At 38.0% G+C, this 25,635-nt stretch carries 24 protein-coding genes; 9 read left to right on the top strand and 15 right to left on the bottom strand.

Annotated elements, in window-relative coordinates:
* The first annotated feature begins 4 nt into the window (after positions 1-4).
* Complete coding sequence (locus tag QF042_RS02505) at positions 5-796, top strand: rhamnogalacturonan acetylesterase (protein ID WP_307525031.1); 792 nt, start codon at positions 5-7, stop codon at positions 794-796.
* 21 nt (positions 797-817) lie between these two features.
* Here QF042_RS02505 and QF042_RS02500 read toward each other — a convergent pair whose 3' ends face one another.
* Positions 818-1,069 carry a DUF6814 family protein gene (locus tag QF042_RS02500; protein ID WP_307525029.1) on the bottom strand — a complete coding sequence of 84 codons (252 nt, stop codon included), beginning with the start codon at positions 1,067-1,069 and terminating at the stop codon, positions 818-820.
* 11 nt (positions 1,070-1,080) lie between these two features.
* Complete coding sequence (locus QF042_RS02495) at positions 1,081-2,604, bottom strand: MFS transporter (RefSeq protein WP_307525025.1); 1,524 nt, start codon at positions 2,602-2,604, stop codon at positions 1,081-1,083.
* Positions 2,605-2,753: 149 nt separating this feature from the next.
* On the opposite strand from QF042_RS02495, the gene QF042_RS02490 reads away from it, so the two are divergent.
* Positions 2,754-3,644: a bestrophin family protein gene (locus QF042_RS02490; RefSeq protein ID WP_307525023.1), complete on the top strand. Its 891-nt coding sequence runs from the start codon at positions 2,754-2,756 to the stop codon at positions 3,642-3,644.
* A 46-nt stretch (positions 3,645-3,690) separates the two neighbouring features.
* Here the strand turns inward: QF042_RS02490 and QF042_RS02485 are convergent, their stop codons facing one another.
* The 4 genes from QF042_RS02485 to QF042_RS02470 all read right to left on the bottom strand — a co-directional run bounded on the left by QF042_RS02485 (position 3,691) and on the right by QF042_RS02470 (position 6,760).
* On the bottom strand, positions 3,691-4,233 hold the full coding sequence (locus QF042_RS02485) for a TlpA disulfide reductase family protein (protein WP_307525020.1): 543 nt from the start codon (positions 4,231-4,233) through the stop codon (positions 3,691-3,693).
* A gap of 68 nt (positions 4,234-4,301) precedes the next feature.
* Complete coding sequence (locus QF042_RS02480; RefSeq protein WP_307525018.1) at positions 4,302-5,588, bottom strand: hypothetical protein; 1,287 nt, start codon at positions 5,586-5,588, stop codon at positions 4,302-4,304.
* A 142-nt stretch (positions 5,589-5,730) separates the two neighbouring features.
* A complete protein-coding gene (locus tag QF042_RS02475; protein ID WP_307525017.1) occupies positions 5,731-6,258 on the bottom strand; it encodes a hypothetical protein in 528 nt (175 codons plus the stop codon).
* The gene (locus QF042_RS02470) at positions 6,251-6,760 is read right to left on the bottom strand and encodes an RNA polymerase sigma factor (protein ID WP_373459058.1); all 510 of its coding nucleotides are present in this window, start codon (positions 6,758-6,760) and stop codon (positions 6,251-6,253) included. The genes QF042_RS02475 and QF042_RS02470 overlap by 8 nt, the downstream gene beginning before the upstream one ends.
* 1,601 nt (positions 6,761-8,361) lie before the next feature.
* On the opposite strand from QF042_RS02470, the gene QF042_RS02465 reads away from it, so the two are divergent.
* The 4 genes from QF042_RS02465 to aspS all read left to right on the top strand — a co-directional run bounded on the left by QF042_RS02465 (position 8,362) and on the right by aspS (position 12,201).
* Positions 8,362-8,766 carry a hypothetical protein gene (locus QF042_RS02465; protein ID WP_307525013.1) on the top strand — a complete coding sequence of 135 codons (405 nt, stop codon included), beginning with the start codon at positions 8,362-8,364 and terminating at the stop codon, positions 8,764-8,766.
* 424 nt (positions 8,767-9,190) lie between these two features.
* The gene (locus QF042_RS02460) at positions 9,191-9,415 is read left to right on the top strand and encodes a DUF2798 domain-containing protein (protein ID WP_307525011.1); all 225 of its coding nucleotides are present in this window, start codon (positions 9,191-9,193) and stop codon (positions 9,413-9,415) included.
* 31 nt (positions 9,416-9,446) lie between these two features.
* A complete protein-coding gene (locus QF042_RS02455) occupies positions 9,447-10,016 on the top strand; it encodes a Crp/Fnr family transcriptional regulator (RefSeq protein WP_307525009.1) in 570 nt (189 codons plus the stop codon).
* A gap of 439 nt (positions 10,017-10,455) precedes the next feature.
* Positions 10,456-12,201, top strand: coding sequence for an aspartate--tRNA ligase (gene aspS / locus QF042_RS02450; RefSeq protein ID WP_307525007.1), 1,746 nt, complete (start codon positions 10,456-10,458; stop codon positions 12,199-12,201).
* A gap of 185 nt (positions 12,202-12,386) precedes the next feature.
* On the opposite strand, the gene QF042_RS02445 is transcribed toward aspS, so the two are convergent.
* From QF042_RS02445 to QF042_RS02410, 8 genes are all read right to left on the bottom strand, one after another.
* Positions 12,387-12,824 (bottom strand): hypothetical protein, encoded by a 438-nt coding sequence (locus QF042_RS02445; protein WP_307525005.1) that lies wholly within the window; start codon positions 12,822-12,824, stop codon positions 12,387-12,389.
* Positions 12,811-13,188 carry a phage holin family protein gene (locus QF042_RS02440; RefSeq protein WP_307525003.1) on the bottom strand — a complete coding sequence of 126 codons (378 nt, stop codon included), beginning with the start codon at positions 13,186-13,188 and terminating at the stop codon, positions 12,811-12,813. The genes QF042_RS02445 and QF042_RS02440 overlap by 14 nt, the downstream gene beginning before the upstream one ends.
* 52 nt (positions 13,189-13,240) lie before the next feature.
* A complete protein-coding gene (locus QF042_RS02435) occupies positions 13,241-13,507 on the bottom strand; it encodes a YtxH domain-containing protein (protein WP_025142262.1) in 267 nt (88 codons plus the stop codon).
* 73 nt (positions 13,508-13,580) lie between these two features.
* Complete coding sequence (locus tag QF042_RS02430) at positions 13,581-14,354, bottom strand: AI-2E family transporter (RefSeq protein WP_307524996.1); 774 nt, start codon at positions 14,352-14,354, stop codon at positions 13,581-13,583.
* Positions 14,341-14,631: a hypothetical protein gene (locus tag QF042_RS02425; protein WP_307524994.1), complete on the bottom strand. Its 291-nt coding sequence runs from the start codon at positions 14,629-14,631 to the stop codon at positions 14,341-14,343. Before QF042_RS02425 ends, QF042_RS02430 begins: the two co-directional genes overlap by 14 nt.
* 57 nt (positions 14,632-14,688) lie before the next feature.
* Complete coding sequence (locus QF042_RS02420; protein WP_307524991.1) at positions 14,689-16,113, bottom strand: sigma-54 dependent transcriptional regulator; 1,425 nt, start codon at positions 16,111-16,113, stop codon at positions 14,689-14,691.
* Positions 16,114-16,263: 150 nt separating this feature from the next.
* Positions 16,264-17,043 carry an enoyl-CoA hydratase/isomerase family protein gene (locus QF042_RS02415; protein ID WP_307524989.1) on the bottom strand — a complete coding sequence of 260 codons (780 nt, stop codon included), beginning with the start codon at positions 17,041-17,043 and terminating at the stop codon, positions 16,264-16,266.
* Between the two features lie 3 nt (positions 17,044-17,046).
* The gene (locus QF042_RS02410; protein WP_086548263.1) at positions 17,047-17,466 is read right to left on the bottom strand and encodes a cobalamin B12-binding domain-containing protein; all 420 of its coding nucleotides are present in this window, start codon (positions 17,464-17,466) and stop codon (positions 17,047-17,049) included.
* A gap of 315 nt (positions 17,467-17,781) precedes the next feature.
* Here QF042_RS02410 and QF042_RS02405 point away from each other — a divergent pair, with 315 nt between their 5' ends.
* The gene (locus QF042_RS02405) at positions 17,782-19,437 is read left to right on the top strand and encodes a glutamine--tRNA ligase/YqeY domain fusion protein (RefSeq protein WP_307524987.1); all 1,656 of its coding nucleotides are present in this window, start codon (positions 17,782-17,784) and stop codon (positions 19,435-19,437) included.
* 230 nt (positions 19,438-19,667) lie between these two features.
* On the opposite strand, the gene QF042_RS02400 is transcribed toward QF042_RS02405, so the two are convergent.
* Positions 19,668-20,504 (bottom strand): N-acetylmuramoyl-L-alanine amidase, encoded by an 837-nt coding sequence (locus tag QF042_RS02400; protein WP_307524985.1) that lies wholly within the window; start codon positions 20,502-20,504, stop codon positions 19,668-19,670.
* Between the two features lie 113 nt (positions 20,505-20,617).
* Here QF042_RS02400 and QF042_RS02395 point away from each other — a divergent pair, with 113 nt between their 5' ends.
* A complete protein-coding gene (locus QF042_RS02395; protein ID WP_307524983.1) occupies positions 20,618-22,297 on the top strand; it encodes a Zn-dependent hydrolase in 1,680 nt (559 codons plus the stop codon).
* A gap of 694 nt (positions 22,298-22,991) precedes the next feature.
* Positions 22,992-25,433: a TonB-dependent receptor gene (locus QF042_RS02390; RefSeq protein WP_307524981.1), complete on the top strand. Its 2,442-nt coding sequence runs from the start codon at positions 22,992-22,994 to the stop codon at positions 25,431-25,433.
* Positions 25,434-25,635 lie beyond the last annotated feature (202 nt).

Raw genomic sequence — 25,635 nt, 5'->3', positions numbered from 1 at the left:
CAAGATGAAAAAATACAAATACTTTATAGCAGCCCTTGGCATCGTTTTACTGATGTCTTTCATTATAAAACCAAAACCTGTTAAGGTGTATTTAATCGGTGATTCTACTGTAGCAGACTATACTTTGGATGAAGGTTATCTGCAGAAAAAATATCCCATTACGGGCTGGGGACAGGTTTTTCAACAATTCTTAAGAAAAGACAGCTTAAAAAAATTAAACAGGCTGATTAAAAGCGACAGTGCTTTGGTTATCGACAAGGCAAAAGGGGGAAGAAGCACCAGAACATTTTTTGAAGAGGGAAGGTGGAAAGAAGTTTTATCAACCCTGGAAAAGAATGACCTGGTATTGATCCAGTTTGGGCACAACGATGCCGCGAAAGATAAACCTGAACGTTATGTTGATATCCCGGGCTATAAAGATTTTTTAAGAATGTATGTGAAAGAAACAAGAGCGAAAGGTGCTTTACCGATCCTGATTACCCCGGTTACCCGCAATTATCCCTGGAAAGATGGCAAATTGGGCAGTGCACATGGGGAATATCCACAAGCGGTGAAAGATATAGCCAAAGAATTAAATACGCCCATCATCGATCTAACCTCACTTTCAGCAAGCTTTTTCACCACGAAAGGCAATGAATTTGTAAGCAAACATTACTTTATGAATTTAGACTCGGCAAAATATGAGGCTTATCCAAAAGGACAAAAAGATAATACCCACTTTCAGCCGGAAGGCGCCAAAGCAGTTGCGCAGTTGGTTTATAATGAATTAAAAAATATCAATCACAAGGCGAATTAAGGAAAAGGAATGAGGTATAAATTATAATTCCTCTGAACTTTCGGGGAGGCGATCATACTCACCTTTCCATGCATAAAAACCAAATATCATCAATCCCAAACTAATTGGGAAGAAAATAAACAGGATAATTGCCCATTGCAGAATGGTATTGGTACGTTCAATATCTGTATGGGTCAAGCCTACCTTATCTATTGCCTGGATAAACAAAAAAGTCATTGTTAATGGTCCTAAAACCATCCAGATTAATCCTAAAAATTTCTTTAACGTATTCATCTTCTTCGTATCTAGTCGTTAATATTTTCGTCTCTTTTATTCGATAAATAAATGGTGCCAATACCGAGGCTCAGTGCCGCTATACCTATCGGATACCAAAGGCCAGATAGTGGCGTAGAACCTGAAAAGCTTGCAATCAGTGTGGCAATAAATGGCACAAGCCCTCCAAAAACACCATTACCGATATGATAGGGTAGAGACATAGAAGTGTACCGGATTTTAGTAGGGAATAACTCTACCAAGAAAGCCGCAATTGGCCCATAAACCATGGTTACCAGCAAAATCTGGAAGAAAATTAAGCCAACAAATTTCCAGAATAATGGCGTAGGCAAAACTTTATCTTTTATTACTTCTTTACCTAAGAGAATTCCTTTTGTTGCAGAAACCGTATCGGTTTGCACCCTGTTAAAGGAAGCGCCATTTCTAAGCATTACTTTAGTAGAAACTGTTCGTAAACTATCAGTTGAATTCGCAATTAAAACAGAACTTACCGGAGCCGGGGTAGCAGATAAAATATCAGTCTGTTCAATTTTTGTATAATCGGTATCATCCAAAAACATTTGATAGATGGGGCGATAAAAAAGAATTCCTAAAAGCATACCGGTAAGCATAATCCATTTCCGGCCAACCTTATCGCTCCAGGCCCCGAATACCACAAAAAATGGTGTGGCAAAAGCGATTCCCCAGAGTAAAATATATCTCGAATCGTTAAAATCCAGCTTACAGGTATTTTCTAAAAACGATTGTGCATAAAACTGCCCCGTATACCAGATTACCCCTTGCCCCATAGTAGCGCCAAACAACGCCAGGAGGACCATTTTAAAATTCGCTTTGTTGTTAAAACTCTCTTTCAGTGGGTTCTTTGAGATATTTCCTTCCGCCTTTAATTTAGAAAACATGGGCGATTCGTGCATTTTCATGCGAATGTAAATCGACACCACAACGAGCACAATTGACAGCAGGAAAGGGATTCTCCAGCCCCAATCGCCAAAAGTTTCAGCACCTAAAATATTCTTCGTAATGACGATAATCCCCAGCGAAAGGAACAACCCCAATGTTGCGGTAGTTTGAATCCAGCTGGTAAAAAAACCACGTTTGTTTTTTGGTGCATGTTCTGCCACATAGGTTGCGGCACCACCATATTCGCCACCCAAAGCCAGGCCCTGGATTAACCTTAATATTAAAACCAAAATTGGTGCGGCATAACCAATGCTTTTATAAGAGGGAATTAAACCGATAAAAAAAGTCGATCCACCCATTAGTACCAAAGTGAGCAAGAAAGTATATTTTCGGCCGATTAAATCGCCAAGCCTGCCAAAAACCAATGCGCCAAATGGACGAACAATAAAACCTGCTGCAAAAATAGCCAGGGTGTTGATTAAGGCAGATGCACCTGCATCTTCTGGAAACAGCTGATGACCAATGATAACTGCAAGGCTACCAAAAATATAAAAATCATACCATTCAATCAGTGTGCCTAAAGATGATGCACCGATTACTTTAAAGATATTGTTCTTGGGTAAATTGTCGCTCATAAGTAATAAGAATATTTGGTTTCCCAAGATAAACATTTGAATGACAATCGGCAACCTGCACTGTCTGTCATTTAATTTGTTACATTACCAAACATTTCGGCTTTAGTTTTGTATTTTCATCCGTAACTAATTTTTTTCCATCAGATTATATGCTTTTAATACAAAACATTCGGTTAAGTAGAATTTTAAGAAATACCTGGCACGTTGATCTGATCATGATTGCCTCTTGCACGGCAGCTTATTTTGTACGCGAGTATTTAATTGCGCATCATTTTTCCATTCCATCCATTATTCCAACGGTTTTAGGTACGGCCATTGCCTTTTTTATTGGTTTTAACAATAACCAGGCCTACGACAGGTGGTGGGAAGCTCGTAAAATATGGGGAGCCTTGGTAAACGATTCACGCTCTTTCGCAAGGGCTTTGATTAATTATGTTGATGAGGATGAGGAAAGCGTAAAGCGTATGATTTACAGGCATATTGCATTTTTATATGCTTTAAAGGCCAGTTTGAGAGGAACAGTAGATGAAATTTACACCAAATATTTATCTGAGGCAGATTTAAAAGAAATTAGGAAACACAATAATGCACATAATGCCCTTTTAAATATTCAATCGAGAGATTTACAAAAATTATCAAAAGCAAATGCTATTGATGGTTTCCGTTTTATTGAGATCAATGAGATGCTTACGCGATTTTCTGATTGTATGGGCATGAATGAGCGCATTAAAAACACCATATTCCCTACTACTTATTCCTACCTCACTAAAGTATTTATCTGGTTATTTGTGGTAACATTTACCCTGGTCATCAGTCAGGACGCTGGGCCTGCAGCTATATTTTTGGGCTGGTTAATCGGTTTTGTATTTGTATCTACGCAGATTAATGGAATGAGCCTGGTTAACCCGTTCGAAAACAATTCAGCAGGCGTTCCGCTTAACCAGATTACCAGGACAATAGAGATCAATCTTTTGCAAATGCTCGAAGAAGACGAAATTCCGGAGCCCGTTAAACCTATAAATAACGAATATGTTCTTTAAGTTTTTACGGTTTTCTTCCTATAAATGTGAGGAAGAGGGCCAGCAGTTAATTTTCCAGCGCGGCCTTTAACTTCTCTTCAAAAAGTATCGATTTAGCTTTGAACTGTGGGTCAGAAAAGGAAATATTGGCAGTGGCATAAATAATCTTTCCATCTTTTCCAACCAATACATTCGATGGAAAACCGTGATTAATATTCAGTTTTGTGATCTCGTCTTTGCTTAACGATACAATTTCGTATTTATATCCGTTTCGTTTTTGAAAACGCCTGGCATTAGCAGGGCTATCATGAGTAATGCCGATAAACCTTACAGCTTTTTTGCCATATTTCGCCATCAAGCTGTTTAATTCGGGCATTTCGGCTATACAAGGAGGGCATTTTTCGAACCAAAAGTTAATAACTACTACCTGATTTTTTAAATCGGCATTAGAGAGTTGTTTTTTATTGATGGTTAAACCGCTAAAAGCAGGTAAATCTTTACCTGTTAAATCTTCAAAAAAAGTTTCCTGCGTAGCCCATTTAACAGGAACATCTTGTGCCCAGGCCGTGAAAGAAAAAACAGAGAGTAGGATAAGAAAGCAAATTTTCATCAGCGCTAAATATAAAAAAAGTCCTACCAATTTGGCAGGACTTCAAGGTTTGTTTGGTTTAGAAAATCTTATTTAAAGGTAACTGAGCCGTATTCGGTTTTAATGGATACGTTTGCTGCACCGCCACTACCTATTTTGCCAGTATATTTTTTAGTTTCATCGTCTTTACTTACCAGGCTTGATGTTACGTTTGAACCATATTTAAAGCCCGCATACGAAGTAGAAACATTGAAATTGGCATTATAACGATCTGCAAAGCCCAATCCGATGCTTACATATTCGCCTCCGAAGGTGAAGTTTTTACAGGCCGGAGTAATTTCGCTCACATTTAAACGGTTGTAATCCATGTTAATGTTTGCATCGCCATTTAGCGAGCCTAAAGTAACATTCGAATATTCTGCATTAACTGCAATTTTACCTGCCGATGCAATATTTAAATCCCCATAAGCTTGTTTAACCACCGTATTACCTTTAACCGTATTGATATTTACTTTGGCATATTCGGCATTTAACAGCAAATTACCGCCAATGGTGCCAATGGTTAAGCCTTTGCCATATTCCACTTTAATATCAGCTGATCTCCTGATGGTATTGATGTTTACAGCAACATACTCAGCATCAAGCTGTAAAGTACCCACAGATCCAATGGTTACGGGGCCATTATATTCATGTTTGACCACTGCAGCATTCAGGTCCTGGATATCGCATTTACCATATTGAACATTGATGTAGTTATTTACATTACTTAAATTGCCGGCAACCAGATTGCCATATTCTACCTTTAAAGAAGTTGGACCTGAAAAATTACCCAATTCTACGTTGCCATATTCTTGTGAAACCGTTAATGGATTTACTGCTGGCATATACACCACGTAATTTACTTTCACTTCCCTCCGCCAGGTGGTTACTCCATTTTTCACCCCACGGCCGTAACGTCCGTTTCTATCGCCCATGTTCGTTCTGAAAGTAACTACATCACCATTTTTATTCGCATCAATACTTATTCCATCAATCAGTTTTTGCGCATCATTATCCGAACTGCTGTAAGCTTTAATATCTACATCAACACGCACTTCTTTTTTGTCCCAGGTTTTAATTACGATAGATCCATACTGGTTGTTTAAACTCACCTTATCGTTATTATCTACATTAAAACTCTTGCTAAAAGATTTTGAACGCTCGGCATCGCTGCCCGCTTGCTTATGTTTTGAAGAAACAACCATCGCCAATGTTGATGATTGCGCTACATTTTCTATATCTATTTTCTCTGATGGGCTATTTACCACCATTTCTTGCGCATTAGTTTTTACGGCAATTAAAGCCATAAAGGCTAAAAATATTTTTATTGTTTTCATGTTGTTCATTGTTAAACACCTATGCACTTAAAACCTGCCGGCTGGCAATAAGCTTTCGATGTAGTGAGCGTCCCCCAATTGGTATCAAGTATGTTGAATCAAGTATCAAGACGAAGCTTGTTATTGTTTTATCTCTTTTTGCTTAAATTTGATTAACTCTTTTATAATCGTCAACCTGGTTAATAATTAATAATTGTTGTTTTAATAACTGTAACTGTATTTCGCGGTTTTTAACCATGGCCTTTACCACAAAAGTTTGGTTGGGCGAGGTTGGTAACTCCGTTTTTAATCTTTCATAATCTTCGTCGAGCTTTCTTAAATCGGCGGTAAATTTTTTATATAGCTCTGGATTTGCAGAGGCAAAAATGGCCAGGCTATCTCTTTTTTCGGTAATTAAACCAGCAAAATGAACATCTTTCTTAGCATACGAAGCACTAACGTCGGCTATTTCTAAATCTTTGTTTTGTAATTTTCCTTCGTATAACCAGGTTAAACCGAAAACGACCACGATAGCTGCTGCAACACTTATCCATAAATACAGTTTTACCGGTTTTTTTTTCTTCTTGTTGTCTAACTCTTGTTCAATCTTTGCCCAAAGTCCTGCCGATGGCTCCATGACGTCGAAAGCTTTACGGTTTTCTTTTACAAAGGTTTCTAATCTATTATTCATCTCTCATCCCTTTCTGTTCTAAAATACTTTTTAACTTCTTTTTAGCCCTCATATACTGTGTGCGGCTGGTATTTTCACTAATTTTTAAAATGTGTGCAATCTCTTCATGGTCGTAACCCTCTAACAAGTACAAACTCAGCACCACCCGGTAGCCATCTGGCAATTGGGTTATGGCTGTTCTTATTTCCTCAGCCTGTAACTGCACTTCATAGTCATCAAAACTATCTTCATCCGGCACTTCCGATAGCTCATCGGTACTTACAAATTCCATTTTACGTTTACGTAAATAATTGATGGATTTGTTGATCACAATCTGCTTTAACCAAAGCCCGAAAGTGGTTTCCTGCCTAAAATCTACAATCCTGGTAAACGCATCCAGAAATGCTTCCTGTAAAACATCTTCGGCCTCTTCCTCATAATTTAAAATGCGCAGTGCCACATTATACATCGCCTTTGCATACAGCTTGTACAATTCAAACTGTGCTGCGCGGCTGCCATGCATGCATTTTTTTACGAGTTCCAGGTTTTTATCGATGTATACGGCTTCCAAAATTTCGAATATTCTGATTATAAGACATAAGGGATTTTAAAACGTTGCATCAAGGTAGAAAAAAAGTTTAAAAATAACGGAGTGCAACGAAGTAAAGCAAATGGCGGGGCTACAGCACCTATGAAATGCTGCCCTTCATTTCCTAAAAAGAATAAATATTTAATAACTATTAGAAAATTATTGGTTCTGTGCTTTTGGCATTTTCAGCCCTGCTTTCTGGTACGAGTTCCGATGAAGGATCGGAAGCTCTTCCCAACAATCAGGTTTATTTAACATAGGTCGGCACTATAAACTCAAACCTTTGTTAGCTAAACCCGACAGGAGCGAACACGAGTGCAACGAAGTAAAGCGAATGGCGGGGCTACAGCACCTATGAAATGCTGCCCTTCATTTCCTAAAAAGAATAAATATTTAATAACTATTAGAAAATTATTGGTTCTGTGCTTTTGGCAATTTCAGTCCCGCTTTCTGGTACGAGTTCCGATGAAGGATCGGAAGCTCTTCCCGGCAATCGGGTTTAGATACAAAGTTATGTGCACTAAAGCAAACCGCTGTTAACTAAACCCGACAGCAGCGGGCATCCCGATTTTTCATCGGGATATAGCGAATGGCGGGGCTAAAGCACCTATGAAATGCTGCCCTTTCATTTCCTAAAAAGAAAAAATATATAATAATTATTAGAAAATTATTGGTTCTGTGCTTTTGGCATTTTCAGCCCTGCTTTCTGGTACGAGTTCCGATGAAGGATCGGAAGCTCTCCCCGACAATCAGGTTTATTTGACAAAGTTTGGTGCCCTGAAGCAAACCGCTGTTAACTAAACCCGACAGAAGCGGGCATCCCGATTTTTCATCGGGATATAGCGAATGGCGGGGCTAAAGCACCTATGAAATGCTGCCCTTTCATTTCCTAAAAAGAAAAAATATGTAATAATTATTAGAAAATTATTGGTTCTGTGCTTTTGGCAATTTCAGTCCTGCTTTCTGGTACGAGTTCCGATGAAGGATCGGAAGCTCTCCCCGACAATCAGGTTTATTTGACAAAGTTTGGTGCCCTGAAGCAAACCGCTGTTAACTAAACCCGACAGAAGCGGGCATCCCGATTTTTCATCGGGATATAGCGAATGGCGGGGCTAAAGCACCTATGAAATGCTGCCCTTTCATTTCCTAAAAAGAAAAAATATGTAATAATTATTAGAAAATTATTGGTTCTGTGCTTTTGGCAATTTCAGTCCTGCTTTCTGGTACGAGTTCCGATGAAGGATCGGAAGCTCTCCCCGACAATCAGGTTTATTTGACAAAGTTTGGTGCCCTGAAGCAAACCGCTGTTAACTAAACCCGACAGAAGCGGGCATCCCGATTTTTCATCGGGATATAGCGAATGGCGGGGCTAAAGCACCTATGAAATGCTGCCCTTTCATTTCCAAAACATAAAAATAATTTATAATGAGGAGAACTCGCAGTTTGGATTTATGGCATTTGTGGCATTTGTGGAAAATCAGTTATAGAATCATCATAAATTTGAAAACCCTGATACAAACCATTAACTTCATGCCATGGAAACCGATTTAATCATTTCGGCTATAAACGAAATACACAAAAAAGCAGATCAGGCTTTAGAAAGCAAGGATGTAACTGCCTATACCGCCATGTTTGATGATACTTTAAGCTATACCCCTGCTGAAGGAATTGCTTTAAATAAACGCGATTATGTGATTGATTTAAAAAAATACTTCGGCAACCTTAAAGAAATCCATACCAGTTATTACAGGATTAAATCTTCCTTCGAAGATGAAGTTTTTACAGAAAAAATAGCCCGGAAATCGGTCATCTTAAAGCCCAACCTCCTTATTTTTTCCAAAAAACAAACCATCCAAACCGAAGAAATTTACCATTGGAAAAATATTAAAGGCGAATGGAAGGTAATCGCTGTTGAAATTGTGCTGGAAGAGAAATACTAGAACAAATAGTTAGGGAGCACCATAAATATAGAATTGTCATTCAGAAAACCATTCATGTCATAAAAACCTATCAAAGAACGGGGAGTTTTCAACGCGATAATTCATATAAAAGTATCGTCATTTCGACCGTAGTGGAGAAATCTTTTAAATTTTAATTCTTACAAAAGTTTGAAGATCTCTCTGTTCCGTTGCACTCCAATTGAGATGACGACCTTTCTATTGGACCTGTTTATGCTAGCCTCTCGAAGGATCAGGTTAAACAATCTGTAACGTTTCGACGGGCTCAAAGTGGCAGAAATTGGATCGAATATTACTTCTAAAAGTTATTTTATTTATTTTGTATCCTCCTTTTTTGACCTACATCAAAGTTTAAGATTTTTAATGGCTGCACCTTTACAACATTATAAATTAAACAGATCAAAAAATGAAGAAAGAACATTTCAAATACATCAACACACTTTTCGTAGTTATCCCTATGACATTAATTATGGCATTTGTAGGGTTAATGCGCAACTACGGTTTTGGCGATGAGTGGTTTATCAAATTCTTAAAAGCATGGATCGTTATGTTGCCCGTAGCTTATTTTGCTGCCTTTATCATTATTCCCAATGCACGGAAGCTGGCCGAAAAGATCACTTCTAAAACCTAAACATTCTTACATTTGGTTAAGACTAAATTAAATGCACGAACAGCTTTCCAATTATATCAGAGAAAAAATTACCATCAGCGATGAGGATCTGGAGCAAGTATTGTCTTATTTCAAGAGAATGCAGGTAAAGAAAAACGAATTCATGATCAGCCCTGGCGAAACGAGTCAACGCATTTACTTTGTTGGCAAAGGCTGCTTGCGAATTTTTTTCCTGACTGAAGGTGGTACCGAAGCCACCAGGCATTTTGCTTTCGAAAATCAGTTTGCTACAGCTTTAGTCAGTTTTATTACGAACCAAACTTCGAAAGAATTTATTCAGGCGATAGAAGATACCGAACTGTATTACATCTGGCAAAATGATTTTTACCATCTACTTACCATCATCCCGCAGTGGGAGAAACTTTACCGCCATTACCTGGAGTATGCCTATGTAACCAATACCAATCGTTTGATGTCGTTTATTACGCTCGATGCCACCGAGCGTTACCGCCAGTTGCTTGCCCAAAACCCAGGTGTGGTCATGCGCTTACCGAACAAAATGGTTGCCTCTTATTTAAATATCTCGCAAGAAACTTTAAGCAGATTGAAATCAAAAGCCTGATTTAAGATAACGGTAAAGAAATATCAATTATGCTGAATGTACCTTCAGATGTGTTGGGTGCTGCATGAAAAATTTCCATCAATCTCATTGATGCTTTTTATTATAGCCAGCTTCGTTTTTTAATATTTTCCAATTCATCGCTATAGATTAATCTGAATTCATTAATAGTCGAAAATAATGGTTTTTTTGTACTGTTTGGCTAATGCGGTCGTCCTGCTGTCCCGAAGCTTCGGGATCAGCATCTTTCCTGCAAAAAGACCCTGAAATAAATTCAGGGTGACGTATCTAAAGGACATCCTTCTCATATTAAACTTGAACAAAAAAGTTTTCAAAATGCAAACCTTTTGTATCCTAAAATTCCCGCCTGAAAAACCTTTAGTTATAGCATTAACTTTAAAACAAAATCGGTATTTTTGCCGCTCAATTTAGATTACAATATATGTTAAGAACAGTAACTTGTGGTGCATTAAACCTAAATAACTTAGGCGAAAGTGTTACGCTATGTGGTTGGGTACAAAAATCAAGAGATTTAGGCGGTATGACTTTTATCGACATCCGCGATCGTTATGGTATTACTCAGTTGGTTTTTAACATGGACGATAATCGTCAGCTATGCGAAGCCGCACGTACTTTAGGTCGCGAGTTTGTAATTAAAGCGATTGGTACCGTTGTAGAAAGAAGTAATAAAAACCCAAAAATGGCAACGGGCGATGTAGAGATTAAAATTTCTGCTTTAGAAATTTTAAATGCTGCAAAATTACCACCTTTCATGATTGATGACGAAACTGATGGTGGTGATGAGTTGCGCATGAAATACCGCTATTTGGATTTACGCCGTAACCCGGTTCGCAATAACCTGGTTTTACGCCATAAAATGGCACAGTCGGTTCGCCGTTATTTAGATGCTTTAGATTTTATCGAGGTAGAAACACCAGTGTTAATTAAATCTACACCAGAAGGTGCGAGAGATTTCGTGGTGCCAAGCCGCATGAACGAAGGCGAGTTTTATGCTTTGCCTCAATCGCCGCAAACGTTCAAACAATTACTGATGGTTTCGGGTTTCGACCGTTATTTCCAGATTGTAAAATGTTTTAGAGATGAAGATTTAAGAGCCGACCGTCAGCCCGAGTTTACCCAGATTGATTGCGAAATGTCATTCATCGAACAAGAAGATATATTAAACACTTTTGAAGGTTTGATCCGTACTTTATTTAAAGAAGTACGCAACTACGATTTACCAGAGGTACCGCGTATGCAATATGCAGATGCGATGCGTTTGTATGGATCTGACAAGCCAGATACCCGTTTTGCGATGCAGTTTGTAGAGCTTAACCACTTGGTAAAAGGCAAAGGCTTTCCCGTTTTCGATAATGCAGAATTAGTAGTGGGTATCAATGCAAAAGGTGCAGCAAGCTATACACGTAAACAATTAGATGAATTAACCGATTTTATCAAACGCCCGCAAATTGGCGCTACAGGTTTGATTTATGCGCGCCATAACGAAGATGGAACCATTAAATCATCAGTAGATAAATTTTTCAACGAAGAAGATCTTAAACAGTGGAGCGAGGCTTTCGAAACAGAAAAAGGTGATTTATTACTGATTTTAGCTGGCTCTACCGATAAAGTGCGCAAACAGTTAAATGAGCTTCGTTTAGAAATGGGTAATCGCTTAGGTTTACGCGATAAAAATACCTTCTCTGCACTTTGGGTTTTGGATTTCCCGCTTTTAGAGTGGGATGAGGAAACAGAACGTTACCACGCCATGCACCACCCCTTCACTTCGCCTAAACCAGAAGATATTGCCTTATTGGATACCGACCCTAAAAATGTCCGTGCCAATGCTTACGATATGGTCATCAATGGAACTGAAGTCGGCGGCGGATCGATTCGTATCCATGATAGAGCATTGCAGGCTTTAATGTTTAAACATTTAGGTTTCAGTGCAGAAGAAGCGCAAAAACAATTTGGTTTCTTAATGGATGCCTTCGAGTTTGGCGCACCTCCACATGGCGGTATTGCTTTTGGTTTCGATCGTTTAACCTCAATTTTCGCAGGTTTAGATTCCATCCGTGATGTGATTGCTTTCCCTAAAAACAACTCAGGAAGAGATGTAATGATTGATAGTCCAAGCACTATTGACGAAAAGCAATTGAAAGAATTGAAAATTAAGACAGATTTGTAGGTCCATTAGTTCACTGGTCATTGGTTCATTGGGCGGGGAGCAGAAAATAGCATAATCATAAAACCAGGTTTACAACGGCTAAGTTTTTAATCAAGAAAGCCTCAGGATTTTATTCTGAGGCTTTTTTTAATGATATCATTTTGCGCTTCGCTAATGAATGAACCAATGGTTAATGAACCATTGAACTAATACGTTTCACTATCAGGCGGAATACCGTAATCTATAAACTTCTTATCCTTTTTCTCTTTCTTTTTACCCAACCAGCTCTTCACAGAGTTAAAAATTGCTGATAAATGTTCAGCATCGAGCGATTTACCAATTTTTCCTGAAACCAGGCCTACAGCCGCTTTGGTTAAAAAACCAGCACCTCTAAACAGGGTTTTATTCATAAACATCGGCAGAAGCAACGACATAGCTGTTCCGCTAATATTTAATTTTTCGTCGGCTTTAAACAAGTTGCTTGGTGTAGCGTACCTTTTGATCAGTGCACCAAGGGTAAATTGTTTAAAATAAACTTTCGTATCCGATTTAAGCATATTTTGCTTAAGCGTGTATTCAACCTTAAGTTCTAATTTTCTAGCCTGCAGGTCTTCCAGGTTACGGATGTCTTTATACCTTTTCATCTTCCTCCTTATCTGCAAGTTTATCAAAGTATCTTCTAATGGCTACATTAATAATTGCCTTTTCTATATACTTATCCTTAGTTAAATAAACAATTATTGCTAATAGAATATAGACCAAAGAAACGCAGCCAAAGCCTCCGGCATAGCTACCTAAAAGGTCAGACAGATAAAGTGCCAGCGTTACTGAGCCAAATAAAAAGGCCAATATAAAACAAACAATAACTACCGTACTGGTTACTAAATCGGCAAAAACTTTAGAGAATTTCTCTACCAGGTAAAGTCTCGTATACTCAACCCTGGCCTCTAAAAAACCCTTGGCATCGTCTACAAGATCTTCAATACTTTTATCTTTATTTTCCTGCATGATTCAGATGATATTTAACCGGGCAATTGCCCGGTTATGCAATATTTATTTATTACGCGTGCTCCACATCGTCACTGTATTCTTCTTCTACGCTTCTTAATTTTGTTTTAATTGAGCTTACCACTTTATCCTTTAAGCTGGCAAGGTTGTTAATTTCATCAGCAGCTTTATCTTTGATAGAATCGCCAAGATCTTTTAGAGACTGGCTTAATTTATCGCGGGTTTCATCACCTTTATCTGGTGCGAATAAAATTCCTAGGGCCGCACCGGCAGCTAATCCTGCTAAAAGCGCAACTACAACTTTTGAGTTATCATTCATAATTAATGTATTTTAAGGGTTTAACAATTATGTACAATATAAAACTACTACATTATTTATTGTTAAGCTATATTTATAACTCCGTATGCTCATTATTTGTTTTAATTCTTTCCAATCTTTCTGATGCAAGCGTACTGGTTTCGTAAATCTTAACAAGCAATATAAAATAAGATAACAGTAGCGGACCAAAAACAAGGCCCAATATTCCAAATAAAGGGATACCAATAATTACGCCAATTACTGTAATTATGGGGTGAATATTGCCAACTTTTTTTGCAATGATAAACCTGAGCACATTATCGATATTGATGATGACTACAAAACCAAAAATAAGCATGGCCCAGCCAGCAAAATTATTCCCGTTTGCAATCTGCAAAATAGCAGCTGGAACAAAAATAACCGGCGGCCCTAAAACAGGCACAAAAGAAATAAAGGCTGTAATGATCCCCCAAAATACGGGGTCTTTATAACCCAAAACATAAAAAGAAAGACTCAAAAGCGAACCTTGAACAAGGCAAATCAGCCCTTGTCCCAATACATTTGCATAAGTTGTATTTCTCATTTCATCACCAAAACGAAGTGCATTCTGCTCCCTGAACGGTGCATACTTAATCAATGAAAATTCGAATTTTTTCCGCTCTATTAACATAAAGTAGAGTAAAAAGTACATCACCAATAAACTTAATATAATATTTACTGCACTCGATATTAAAGATGGAAAAAGCTGAGTGGCCCAATTCCCTAAACGGTTTAATCCTTCCTGAATAAGATCCTGATTAATTTTAACCGGAATTAGGTGCTGTAATTTAACCAGTAGATTCCTGAAAAAAACTTCATTGTTCTTCAATTCCGAAAATTTTACTGATCACCATACTACTTAATGCATAAAAAGGCATTACAATGAGTATAATAGAAATGGCGATAAGAAAAATGGCTGTTACTCTTTTATTCCACCCCTTATTTTCTGCCAAATGAATATAGGCCGGCCGCATTATCGTATAAAGCACCAAAGTACTTAAAATAGCACTAAAAATACTTTGCAAGGAATACGCAATTAACACCCCAAGTGCAATAATAATAACCAGGTTAATGTTGTTGCGTTGCTTATAAGAGAATACTGACATGTTTAGATCATAAAGATATTCTTTAAATGCTAAAATGGCTGATTTTGTTTTCCCGACTTAAAATTTATACTCCATCATCAACCCCAACAATTTGATTTTATTGTAAAGTGTCTTTCTGTCGATGTTTAAGATTTTTGCTGCCTTGGTTTTATTGAAATTAACCGCTTTTAGCACTTCTAAAATGGTCGTATATTCGGCTTCTTTGGCCGCATTCCTTAAATTATGTGGTTTATCATTATTTAATTCTGGCGACAAAAGAAGCGCTTTTTTCTTGTGCTGTGCCTTAACATAATCGGGCATTCCAAGTGCCAATGATAAAACATGAGTTTCTATCCAGTCTCCATCGGTTAGCAAAGCAATCCGCCTGATTACATTCTTCAGCTCGCGTACATTACCCGGCCAATTATAGGTTAATAAACATTCCTTCGCTTCATCTGCAAAGCCTTTGATCTTTTTATTCAATTCTACGTTTGCTGTGGCCAGAAAGCGCTCGGCAAAGATAAGGATATCATTACCCCGGTATTTTAATGAAGGAATGTGTATTGAAAATTCATTAAAGCGGTGATATAAATCTTCCCTAAAGGAACCCTTTAGAATCGCTTCTTCTAAATTTTCATTTGTGGCGACAATAAGCCGCACATCCAAATCAATCTCCTTTGTACTTCCAATCCGCTTTATTTTCCGTTCCTGAACCGCCCTTAGCAAAGTTGCCTGGATCTCATATGACAAATTACTGATTTCATCCAGAAATAATGTACCACCATTGGCTTGTTCAAAGTGACCAATTTTAGTAAAATTTGCTCCTGTAAAAGCGCCTTTTTCGTGCCCAAAAAATTCACTGGCGGCTAGCCCTTTTGTTAAAGAACCACAATCCATTGCTACAAAAGGCCCTTTGTCTCGTAAACTATTCAGGTGAATGGTTTTAGCAACGCATTCTTTCCCGGTCCCACTTTTCCCCGTTAAAATAACAGTGTATCCTGTTCGTGCAATGAGTTGGATTTGTTTCAATAAAAGCGCCGAAGCTTCGCTCTTTCCATTTATATATTCCGGATAATTAAGAAAACCAGAAGTAGTATTACTACTGATGGGCTCAAAACTTTTAGTTGACTTTAAAACCTCATGTGTTTCGAGGGCCATATTTATGACCTTTAACATTTCATCTGGGTAGAGCGGCTTCACCATATAATCGTAAGCACCCAGTTTTATTAATTCTACAGCTAGCTTAATATCCGAATAACCCGTAATAATAATTACACCGGTTGCTGGATAGTTTTCCTTAATATGGATTAAAATCTCTTTCCCATTTGTATTATCCAAACGATAATCACATAATACCAGATCGAAACGCTCTTTTTCAAGAATTTGTAAAACCGTTCTGCCTGTTGTTACATTTGAAACTTTAAATCCATTTTTAGTTAAAAATTTGGAAAGCAATAAACCGATGCTAATATCATCGTCAATAATGAGTATCTTCTTTTTCATGAGTAGCGTTGTTATTCTAAAAACCCAAATACAGCGATAAGTGCCTTAGGGTTAGTCATTAAACAACGCATAATTAATCAAAAAAAATTGTATTCAAAAACTTTTGCAACATTTTTGTTATACAAAAATCAAATTAATACTACAAGCCTACTACTTACCTGAAAAATTTGCTTTTCTCTTTTCAACAAATGCAGTTACGCCTTCCTTAAAATCGGCAGTTTCGAAACATTTACCAAATTCTTCGATTTCGGTAGCGTAACCATTAGTCTTATTTACCGATGCAATTACAGATTTTATTGCAGCCGAAATAGCCAAAGGAGCACGTTGCTTAATCACATTCAATATTTCCTCAGCCTTGCTAATTAAATCTGGTTGTGAAACAACATAATTTACAAGGCCTATTTTTTCTGCCTCTGAGGCCGTAATCATATTTGCAGTAGTAATCATCTCTATCGCTTTACCTTTACCCACTAACTGAGTTAAGCGTTGTGTACCACCGTAACCCGGAATTAAACCTAAAGTAACTTCCGGGAGTCCTAATTTAGCATGATCTGATGCAATACGGATATGGCAGGCCATAGCCAACTCCAGTCCTCCGCCTAACGCGAATCCATTAATGGCCGCAATAAATGGTTTGGAGGAATTTTCAATGGCATTAAAAACGTGGTCATGACCATGTTGTGCTAATTCTTCGCCTTGTTTACCACTATAATCAGAAAACTCTTTAATATCTGCTCCCGCAACGAAGGCCTTTTCACCTGCTCCGGTTAAGATAACACCTCTTATTTCGTCGGTTTTACCAGCAAATGCAATTACATCTGCCAGTTCAGTCAAAGTATCTTTATTTAAAGCATTCAGTGCTTTTTCGCGGTTGATGGTAACATATAAAATGTTTTCTTTTATTTCTGAGATTAAATTTTGGTATGCCATGCCTTAAAAATTTCTGTTTTCTGTAACCCAATTCTGAATATATTCTACAATACTTGCCATTGTTGTACCTGGAGGAAATAGTTCTCCAACACCCATACCTGCCAGTTTTAATCGATCTGCCTCAGGGATAATCCCTCCTCCGGTTAACAACACATCATCTAACTGTTTTTCTTTCATAAAATGAATAATTTTTGGAAAAACGGTCATATGTGCCCCCGATAAGATCGAAATCCCGATGGCATCAACATCTTCCTGAAGTGCTGTGTTTACCACCATTTCTGGTGTTTGGCGCAGGCCGGTATAAATTACTTCCATGCCGGCATCTCGTAAGGAAGTTGCAATTACTTTAGCCCCTCTGTCGTGGCCATCTAATCCAACTTTAGCTACTAAAACGCGGATAGGCCGATTTAATACTTTGCTCATAAATGAATATTAAGTTGACGTAAATGTATAGAATTTATTAAGTAATGTAGAGAATAGTTGATGGCACATGTACTGAGCCTGCCTTTGCTAATTAGTCTAAAGTATTGATATTAGCAAAGGTTATTTTAATGAATGAGCCAATTCTTCCATTCAATAATTCAGTCATTCTACTATTCAATCATTGTTTATCTGTATTTTAATCGTAATTAAGGTATACTTAAGCTACCGGCTATCAACTATGGGTTAATAAACCTACAATCATTGTATAAATCCGCTCAATCTTTTTACATTTGCATTCCTAATTTACAGGTTTTTATGAGTGAAGAGAAGTCATTGAACTTTATTGAAGAAATTGTTGAGAACGACTTAAATAGTGGTAAGTATGAAACCTTGGTTACGCGTTTCCCGCCTGAACCTAATGGTTATTTACACATTGGCCACGCGAAAGCAATATGCTTAAATTTCGGACTAACACAAAAATACGGCGGCTATACCAACCTGCGTTTTGACGATACAAATCCGGTAACTGAAAAAACAGAATACGTAAACAGCCAACAGGAAGATATTAGATGGTTGGGTTTTAACTGGAAAAATGAATTATATGCCTCAGATTATTTTGATGAGTTGTATGGTTTTGCCGTTAAACTGATCGAAAAAGGTTTGGCTTATGTTGATGAAAGTTCTGCCGATGAAATTGCAGCTTTAAAAGGCACGCCCACAGAACCAGGACAGGATAGCCCATACCGTAGCCGCAGCATTGAAGAAAATTTAGACCTTTTTACAAAAATGAAAAATGGCGAATTTCCTGATGGGGCTTATATTTTGCGGGCAAAAATAGATATGGCCAGTCCAAATATGTTAATGCGCGATCCGATTATTTATCGTATTAAACATGCCGAACATCATCGTACAGGCAACAAATGGTGCATTTATCCCATGTACGATTTTGCTCATGGACAAAGTGATAGCATTGAAAACATCACGCATTCTATCTGTACATTGGAATATGTTTCGCACCGTGAACTGTATGACTGGTTTATCGAAAAATTAGAGATTTTCCCTTCTAAACAATACGAGTTTGCCCGTTTAAACCTTACTTCAACGGTAATGAGTAAACGTAAGCTCCTTCAACTGGTTAACGAAAATTTAGTAAACGGATGGGATGATCCGCGTATGCCTACCATTAGTGGCTTGCGTAGAAGAGGGTTTACCCCAAAGAGCATCCGCGAGTTTTGCGAACGGATAGGTATTGCCAAACGCGAAAATTTAATCGAACTGAGTCTGTTGGAATTTTGCATTCGTGAAGATTTAAATAAAACGGCTAACCGGGTAATGGCGGTTTTAGATCCGATTAAATTGGTGATTACGAATTACGAAAAAGGAACAGAAGATTTAATCGGCGAAAATAATCCTGAGGCTGAAGATGGTGGGGGTACTCGTGTGATCCCTTTCAGCAACGAACTTTGGATAGAACGCGAAGATTTTATGGAAGTGCCCGCAAAAAAATGGTTCCGTTTGGCTCCAGGCGCAATGGTACGCTTAAAATTCGCTTATATTGTTAAATGCGAAGATTTTGTGAAAGATGAAAACGGAAACGTAACCGAAATCCGTTGTACTTATATTCCTGAGTCGAAAAGTGGAAACGATACCAGCGGTGTACATGTTAAAGGGACCATTCACTGGGTAAGTGCTCCTCATGCTAAAACTGCTGAAATTCGTTTATATGATCGTTTGTTTACTTCTGAAACACCAGATGCTGAGGAAGGGGATTTTAAAGATTATTTAAATCCTGAAAGTTTAACAGTTTTACCTAACGTTTATATCGAGCCAGCCCTGGCAGATGCAGATCTGGAAAGCCGTTATCAGTTTATCCGTAAAGGTTATTTCTGTTTAGATAAAGATTCTACAGCTGATAAATTGGTTTTCAATAGAACGGTAACACTTAAGGATACGTTTAAGAAGCCAAACTAGTTTCTCTGTTTTGGCCACAGATAAGGTACAGATGAACACAGATTAGTGTGATTTATCTGTGCCTTTTTATTTATATTTGACTTCAATTGCAATGGAGAGAAGAACAATGGGGCAACAAAGATTGGCATTTGTTCTTTGCGCGATGAACTTCGGGATTATTCCACTTTTAAAGATCCTGAAACAAGTTCAGGATGACGTCATGAGTGTAATCTACGCCAAACGCTGCTCGATTAATACTTCGTATACACATTATACAGTACCAATATATCTACTGGCGTTAAAGTCGGTGTAATATCACTCTGGATAAAATGAATCTTAAAAGCTGTGATTGCCGCAGGGAGATTGCTCGTATCATAACCAATATATTTTAAGGCCATTTCTGTGTTGAAATCTACCGGTGGGTTTTTCAGCACATCATCATACCAATAGCCGAAACCTTTATCAGCCAGCTTTTTCCAGGGGAAATTTTTTGGATCATTTTTGCGCTTAGGTGCTATATCGGCATGACCGATAAAATTTGCCGTAGGGATGCCGTAAGTTTTCTTTAAAGTCGCCAACAACTTTAGCAAGCTATTCATCTGCGCATCAGGCCATAGATCTGTTAAGCCATTATTATCCAATTCAATGCCAATTGATGAAGAGTTTAAGTCGGTATCTTTTCCCCATTTACTCACACCAGCATGGTTTGCTCGTAAATAATCATTCACCATATGCACTACTTTACCATCGCGGCTAATCACATAATGCGCGCTGGTACCTGCTTTAGTTGAGAAAAATGTCTTTATGGTTTGTGCCAAACTATCCTGCGCGGTATGGTGGATCACTACAAAATTTGGCTTACGTATCCCAAAATTTACAGAACCAATCCATTCCTGATTTGCTCCTGCTAATGAATCGTAAAGTTGACCAACCGGTGGGGTAGTGTTTATTATTTTTGAAAAATCTTTTGCCTTTTCCTTATAGATTTTTTCTGTTGCAGCGTATTTGCTGCTTCCGCAGGCAGATAAAATAAGTACCAGAGAAAAAGCGGAAATAGATAATGATTTTGATGACTTGGAAAATAACATGGCATGAATTGTTAGCAAGTTGAAGTTACAAAGTTATGTTAAACTTCACCCAATGCATCAAACTTTATACAAAGCTTTCAAAATTTACTAATTTAGCAGCCATATACTTTAATATGAAGAATTTATACAAATCAAGCCTGTTTTTATCGGCAGTAGCCATTTCAGTAGGCGCCTTATCGTCTTGTACTGGCAATAATAAATCTAAAGATGAAAAGGCTGTTGTTATACAAAAAGATAGCCTTACCAATTATGTTGCTCAACGGTTACCCATTTACGAAAGGGTAAAATTAACCACCAATATTAACGATTTAAGTGTAAATGACCGTAAAATCTTGCCTTTATTAATTCAGGCAGCAGAAATTATGGATCAACTATATTGGAAACAAGCCTACCCGCAAAGAGATAGCTTGCTGGCAACTATTAAAGATGAAAAAACACGCGATTTTGTTAATATCAATTATGGCCCTTGGGATAGATTAAATAACGATAAACCTTTTGTTGAAGGTGTTGGCACCAAACCAGAAGGGGCATTCTTTTATCCATACGGAATTACAAAAGAAGCCATAGAGAAATCAGACCTTGCTGATAAATTTGGCGCATATTCTGTTGTTCAAAAAGACAGCGCAGGCAAATTATTAACGGTACCCTACCATGTATTATATGCTTCAGAATTACAAAAAGCAAGTTCGTTATTAAAACAGGCCGCTCTGATTGCTGAGGATGCCGGTTTAAAAAAATATTTAAACTTAAGGGCCGATGCTTTGGTAACGGATAATTTTACCGCAAGTGATTATGCCTGGTTAGATATGAAAACCAATGGTTTAGATATTATTATCGGCCCGATTGAAAATTACGAAGATAAACTCTTTAATGCCCGTACCAGTTACGAAGCTTATGTTTTAATCAAAGATAAAGAGTGGAGTAAACGTTTGGCAAAGTATGTAAAAATGCTTCCCGAATTACAGAAAAACTTGCCTGTTGCAGCAAAATACAAAACAGAAACACCCGGAACCGACTCTGAGTTAAATGCTTATGATGTAGTTTATTATGCAGGAGACTGTAATGCGGGATCGAAAACCATTGCCGTTAATCTCCCGAATGACGAAAAAATTCAACAGGAAAAAGGCACACGCCGTTCGCAATTGAAAAATGCAATGCAAGCGAAATTTGATAAGATTCTGGTACCGATTTCAAAAGAATTAATTGAAGCCGATCAGCAGCAATACATTAAGTTTGATGCTTTTTTTGCAAACGTAATGTTTCACGAAGTAGCGCATGGTTTAGGGATTAAAAAAACCATTACCGGAAAAGGTTTTGTACGGGCAGCATTAAAAGAACAGTACAGTTGGTTAGAAGAAGGCAAAGCCGATATTTTAGGCTTGTATATGGTAACAGGCCTACTTAAAAAGGGTGAGCTGAAAGGCGATATTAAAAATTATTATACCACCTTTATGGCCGGTATTTTACGCTCCGTTCGCTTTGGCGTTTCAGAAGCACATGGAAAAGCCAATATGCAATGCTTTAATTATTTCCAGGAAAAAGGTGCTTTTGAGCGTACAGCTAAAGGTACTTATAAAGTAAACTTCGAAAAATTTGCAACTGCCATGAACGATTTAAGCGCGTTCATTCTTACCCTTCAAGGTAATGGCGATAAAGTTGCGGTAGAAAAAGCACAAAAAGAAAAAGCGGTTATCCACCCGGAACTTCAAACCGACCTAGACAGATTGACCAAAAAGAATATTCCGGTTGATGTTGTTTTCGAACAGGGTGTTGATGTACTTGGCGTAAAATAAAAGATTTTTTACTCCGTAAATTGAGGCCACAGATGCAGGGGATAACCTGGGTATTTGTGGCTTTTTATGTTGTTGGTTCACTCGCTCATTAGTCATTGGTTCATTCGTGAGACTAGGTTAATTGTTTAAACTCGCTAATCCGCTAGCTGACAGAGCCCATTAAAAAGTCCTTTGCCCATAGCAGATTTCAAAGAACGGTCGTCATTCTCGCGCAGGCGGGAATCTTAATGCAACCTAAAAACCCTGCCATGGCATTAGATTATTTGCGATGAGCACTTCGTGGTTACCAATGACAGGTTGTAAAATCAGTCGTCATTTCGACTGGAGCGCAGCGAAATGACGATTTATCTTAACCCGTCATCCCCACTCCTTTGTTTTTTTTCTAAAACTGACCTCTGGGAATGACGATCCCTCGTATCCTGCCATCATAATTGATTTTTTTAAACAGAGCGCTCAGGATGACCATTGCATTGGAGTTACGCGAAGATTTACTCCTGTCTTCGGACTCCCGAATTCTGACTTTTTTAATTTCCCTGTAACCTTTTTAAAAAACGGTCGTCTTAGCTATAACTAAACAATGGAAACCTTTCGTTTCCAGCTAAACTTTAAAATAAGCAAGCAATTAAATTGAAAGCGCATGCACATGCGGTATAGAAATCTTTTTGCCCATTTTTTTAAGAACAAATACCTAAAAATGAAAACATTTTACAGAATACCGCTTATCCTTATACTCCTTTTGGCTGTTACAGTGAGTTTTGCGCAAACAAACCCTAAACCGAACATCACTGGCGTAATTTTAGATGAAACCAAAAAACCTGCAGATTACGTTACCGTTGTGCTATTTAAAGCATCCGATTCGAGCGTGGTTAAAACGGCATTTACCGATCCTAGTGGTGCATTTAATTTTAATGTTTCGGGGAAGGGGAGCTATTATTATAAAGCCAGTAACATGGGTTATAAAACATTAAAAAGCAAAACCATCGTTTTAACAGAAGATAATCAAAAGGTCGATTTCGGAACCGCACAGCTCACCGCGAGCACTCAAAACTTAAAAGATGTGAATGTAGCTGTCACTAAACCATTAATCGAAAGAAAAATGGATAAGATTGTAATGAATGTTTCCAATAGTTCGATTATGACAGGCTCTACTGCGCTGGAGGTTTTGCAAAAAGCACCAGGTGTAACGGTTGATCAGAATGATAAGATTTCGATGATGGGTAAACAAGGCGTGTTAATTCAACTGGATGGAAAACAAACCTATATGAGCAGTGCCGATGTGGCAAACCTGCTCCGCAATATGCAAAGCTCTGAAATCGAAAGCATCGAACTGATTACCAATCCTTCTTCAAAATACGATGCTTCAGGAAACTCAGGAATCATCAACATTAAAACAAAGAAAAACAAAAATGGCGGAACAAACGGCAGTATAAACGGATCTTTAGGATATGGCAAAAACCTAAGGGCAAATGCGGGTTTAAACCTGAACCACCGTGCACAGAAATTTAATCTTTTTGGCAACTACAACTATGGTAAGTTTGAGCGTGATAACCTGATCGCTATCGACCGGATTTCGAACGGTACACCCGATATTTACTTTATGCAGGTAGGTGAGAGCAAAAGAAAACAATATAACAATAACCTTAAAGCGGGATTAGATTATTTTATTGATAAGAAAAACACCATTGGTATATTGGTAAACGGCTACTTTAACCATGGAAATGAAACCGCTGGAAACAATACTTTAATTGGCCCTTCTTTTAATCAGGTAGACTCCAGCCTGATCACAAACTCATTACAGGCAAACAAATACAATAATGTTTCTTATAACTTAAATTATAAATCTGTTCTGGATACTGCGGGTTCAGAAATCTCGGCAGATGTAGATTATTCCAAATACAAAGGAAACGATGGTTCTAATTATGAAAACGATTACCGGTTCCGAAATGGAGACAGAATCCACCCGATCAGGTATACCCGCAATAACACCCCATCGATAATTGATATCAAAGCCTTTAAAATCGATTATAACGTTTCACTAAGCAAAACAGTTAAACTCGAAGCCGGGGTTAAAAGTAGCTGGGTTAAAACCGACAATGACTTACAGGCAGAAGAGTTAGTAAGTAATGCCTGGCAGAACGATGTAAAACGAAGCAATCAGTTTGTATACGATGAAAATGTAAATGCGGCTTATACCAATGTAAACAAGCAGTTTAAAAATACCAGCGTACAGATTGGCCTAAGGGTTGAGCAAACCAATTCGAAAGGAAATTTGATCACCAAAAACACTGTTGTAGAACGAAATTACTGGGATTTCTTTCCAACCTTATTCGTTCAGCAAACACTTTCAAAAAACAATCAGTTAGGGTTTTCTTACAGCAGAAGAATAGACCGCCCAAGCTACGATGCTTTAAATCCCTTTATTTATTACTTAGATGAATTTACCTACAGCAAAGGGAATCCCTTTTTAAACCCGCAGTATACGAACAATTTTGAGCTTAGTTATACGCTATTGCAAAAATATATGCTCTCGATAGGCTATAGCAGGATTAACGATGTAATTGCAGAGGTAATTTTGCCCGATGCAGCAAATCAATCATTATATCAAACCAATGCAAATATTGCCACAAACATTAGCTACAACGCCAATTTAAATGTACCCGTCCAGATTACGAAATGGTGGCAGACCAATAACAACTTAAATGTTTTTTACCTGAGTTTCGAAGCGCCAGATCTGGCCGGAAGCGCATTAAAAACCGGAAAAACATCTTTCCAATTTAAATCGCAGCAAACCTTTACCATTATGGATGGTTTTACGGCAGAGTTAAACGGCAGCTACGAATCGCCGCTTGATTACGGTACCTTAAGTTTAAAAGCACGTTATTATGTTGATGCAGGTTTAAGCAAATCATTGTTCAATAAAAAGGCAAGTTTGAAGCTGGCCTTATCTGATGTATTCAATATTTCTGAAAACAATTTATCAAGTGCCTATCCGGGTTTAACTTACTCCGTACATCAAAAAAATGAAACTCAAATTGGCAGAATCAGTTTCACCTATCGTTTTGGTAAAAATGAAATCAAACCGGCCCGCCGCCGTGCAACAGGTACCGAAGCAGAACAGGGAAGGATGAAGAATTAGTCGTAAAAAAGGAGATCATACTATCCGTTAAGATCTGTCATGTTGAGCCTGTCGAAACACTTTATAACATATTTAGGTTGGTCCTTCGACAGGCTCAGGATGACAAACTTTTAAGAGGCTAACATCCCGGGCACTACGTCCTGCTGAACTTGTTTCAGCATCTATTTTGCTGTAAGGATCCTGAAATAAATTCAGGATGACG

The organism is Pedobacter sp. W3I1 (genome assembly GCF_030816015.1).
Classification (GTDB): domain Bacteria; phylum Bacteroidota; class Bacteroidia; order Sphingobacteriales; family Sphingobacteriaceae; genus Pedobacter.
Note: the sequence above shows the minus strand (reverse complement) of the source record. Positions and strands in the feature narration are given on the sequence as shown.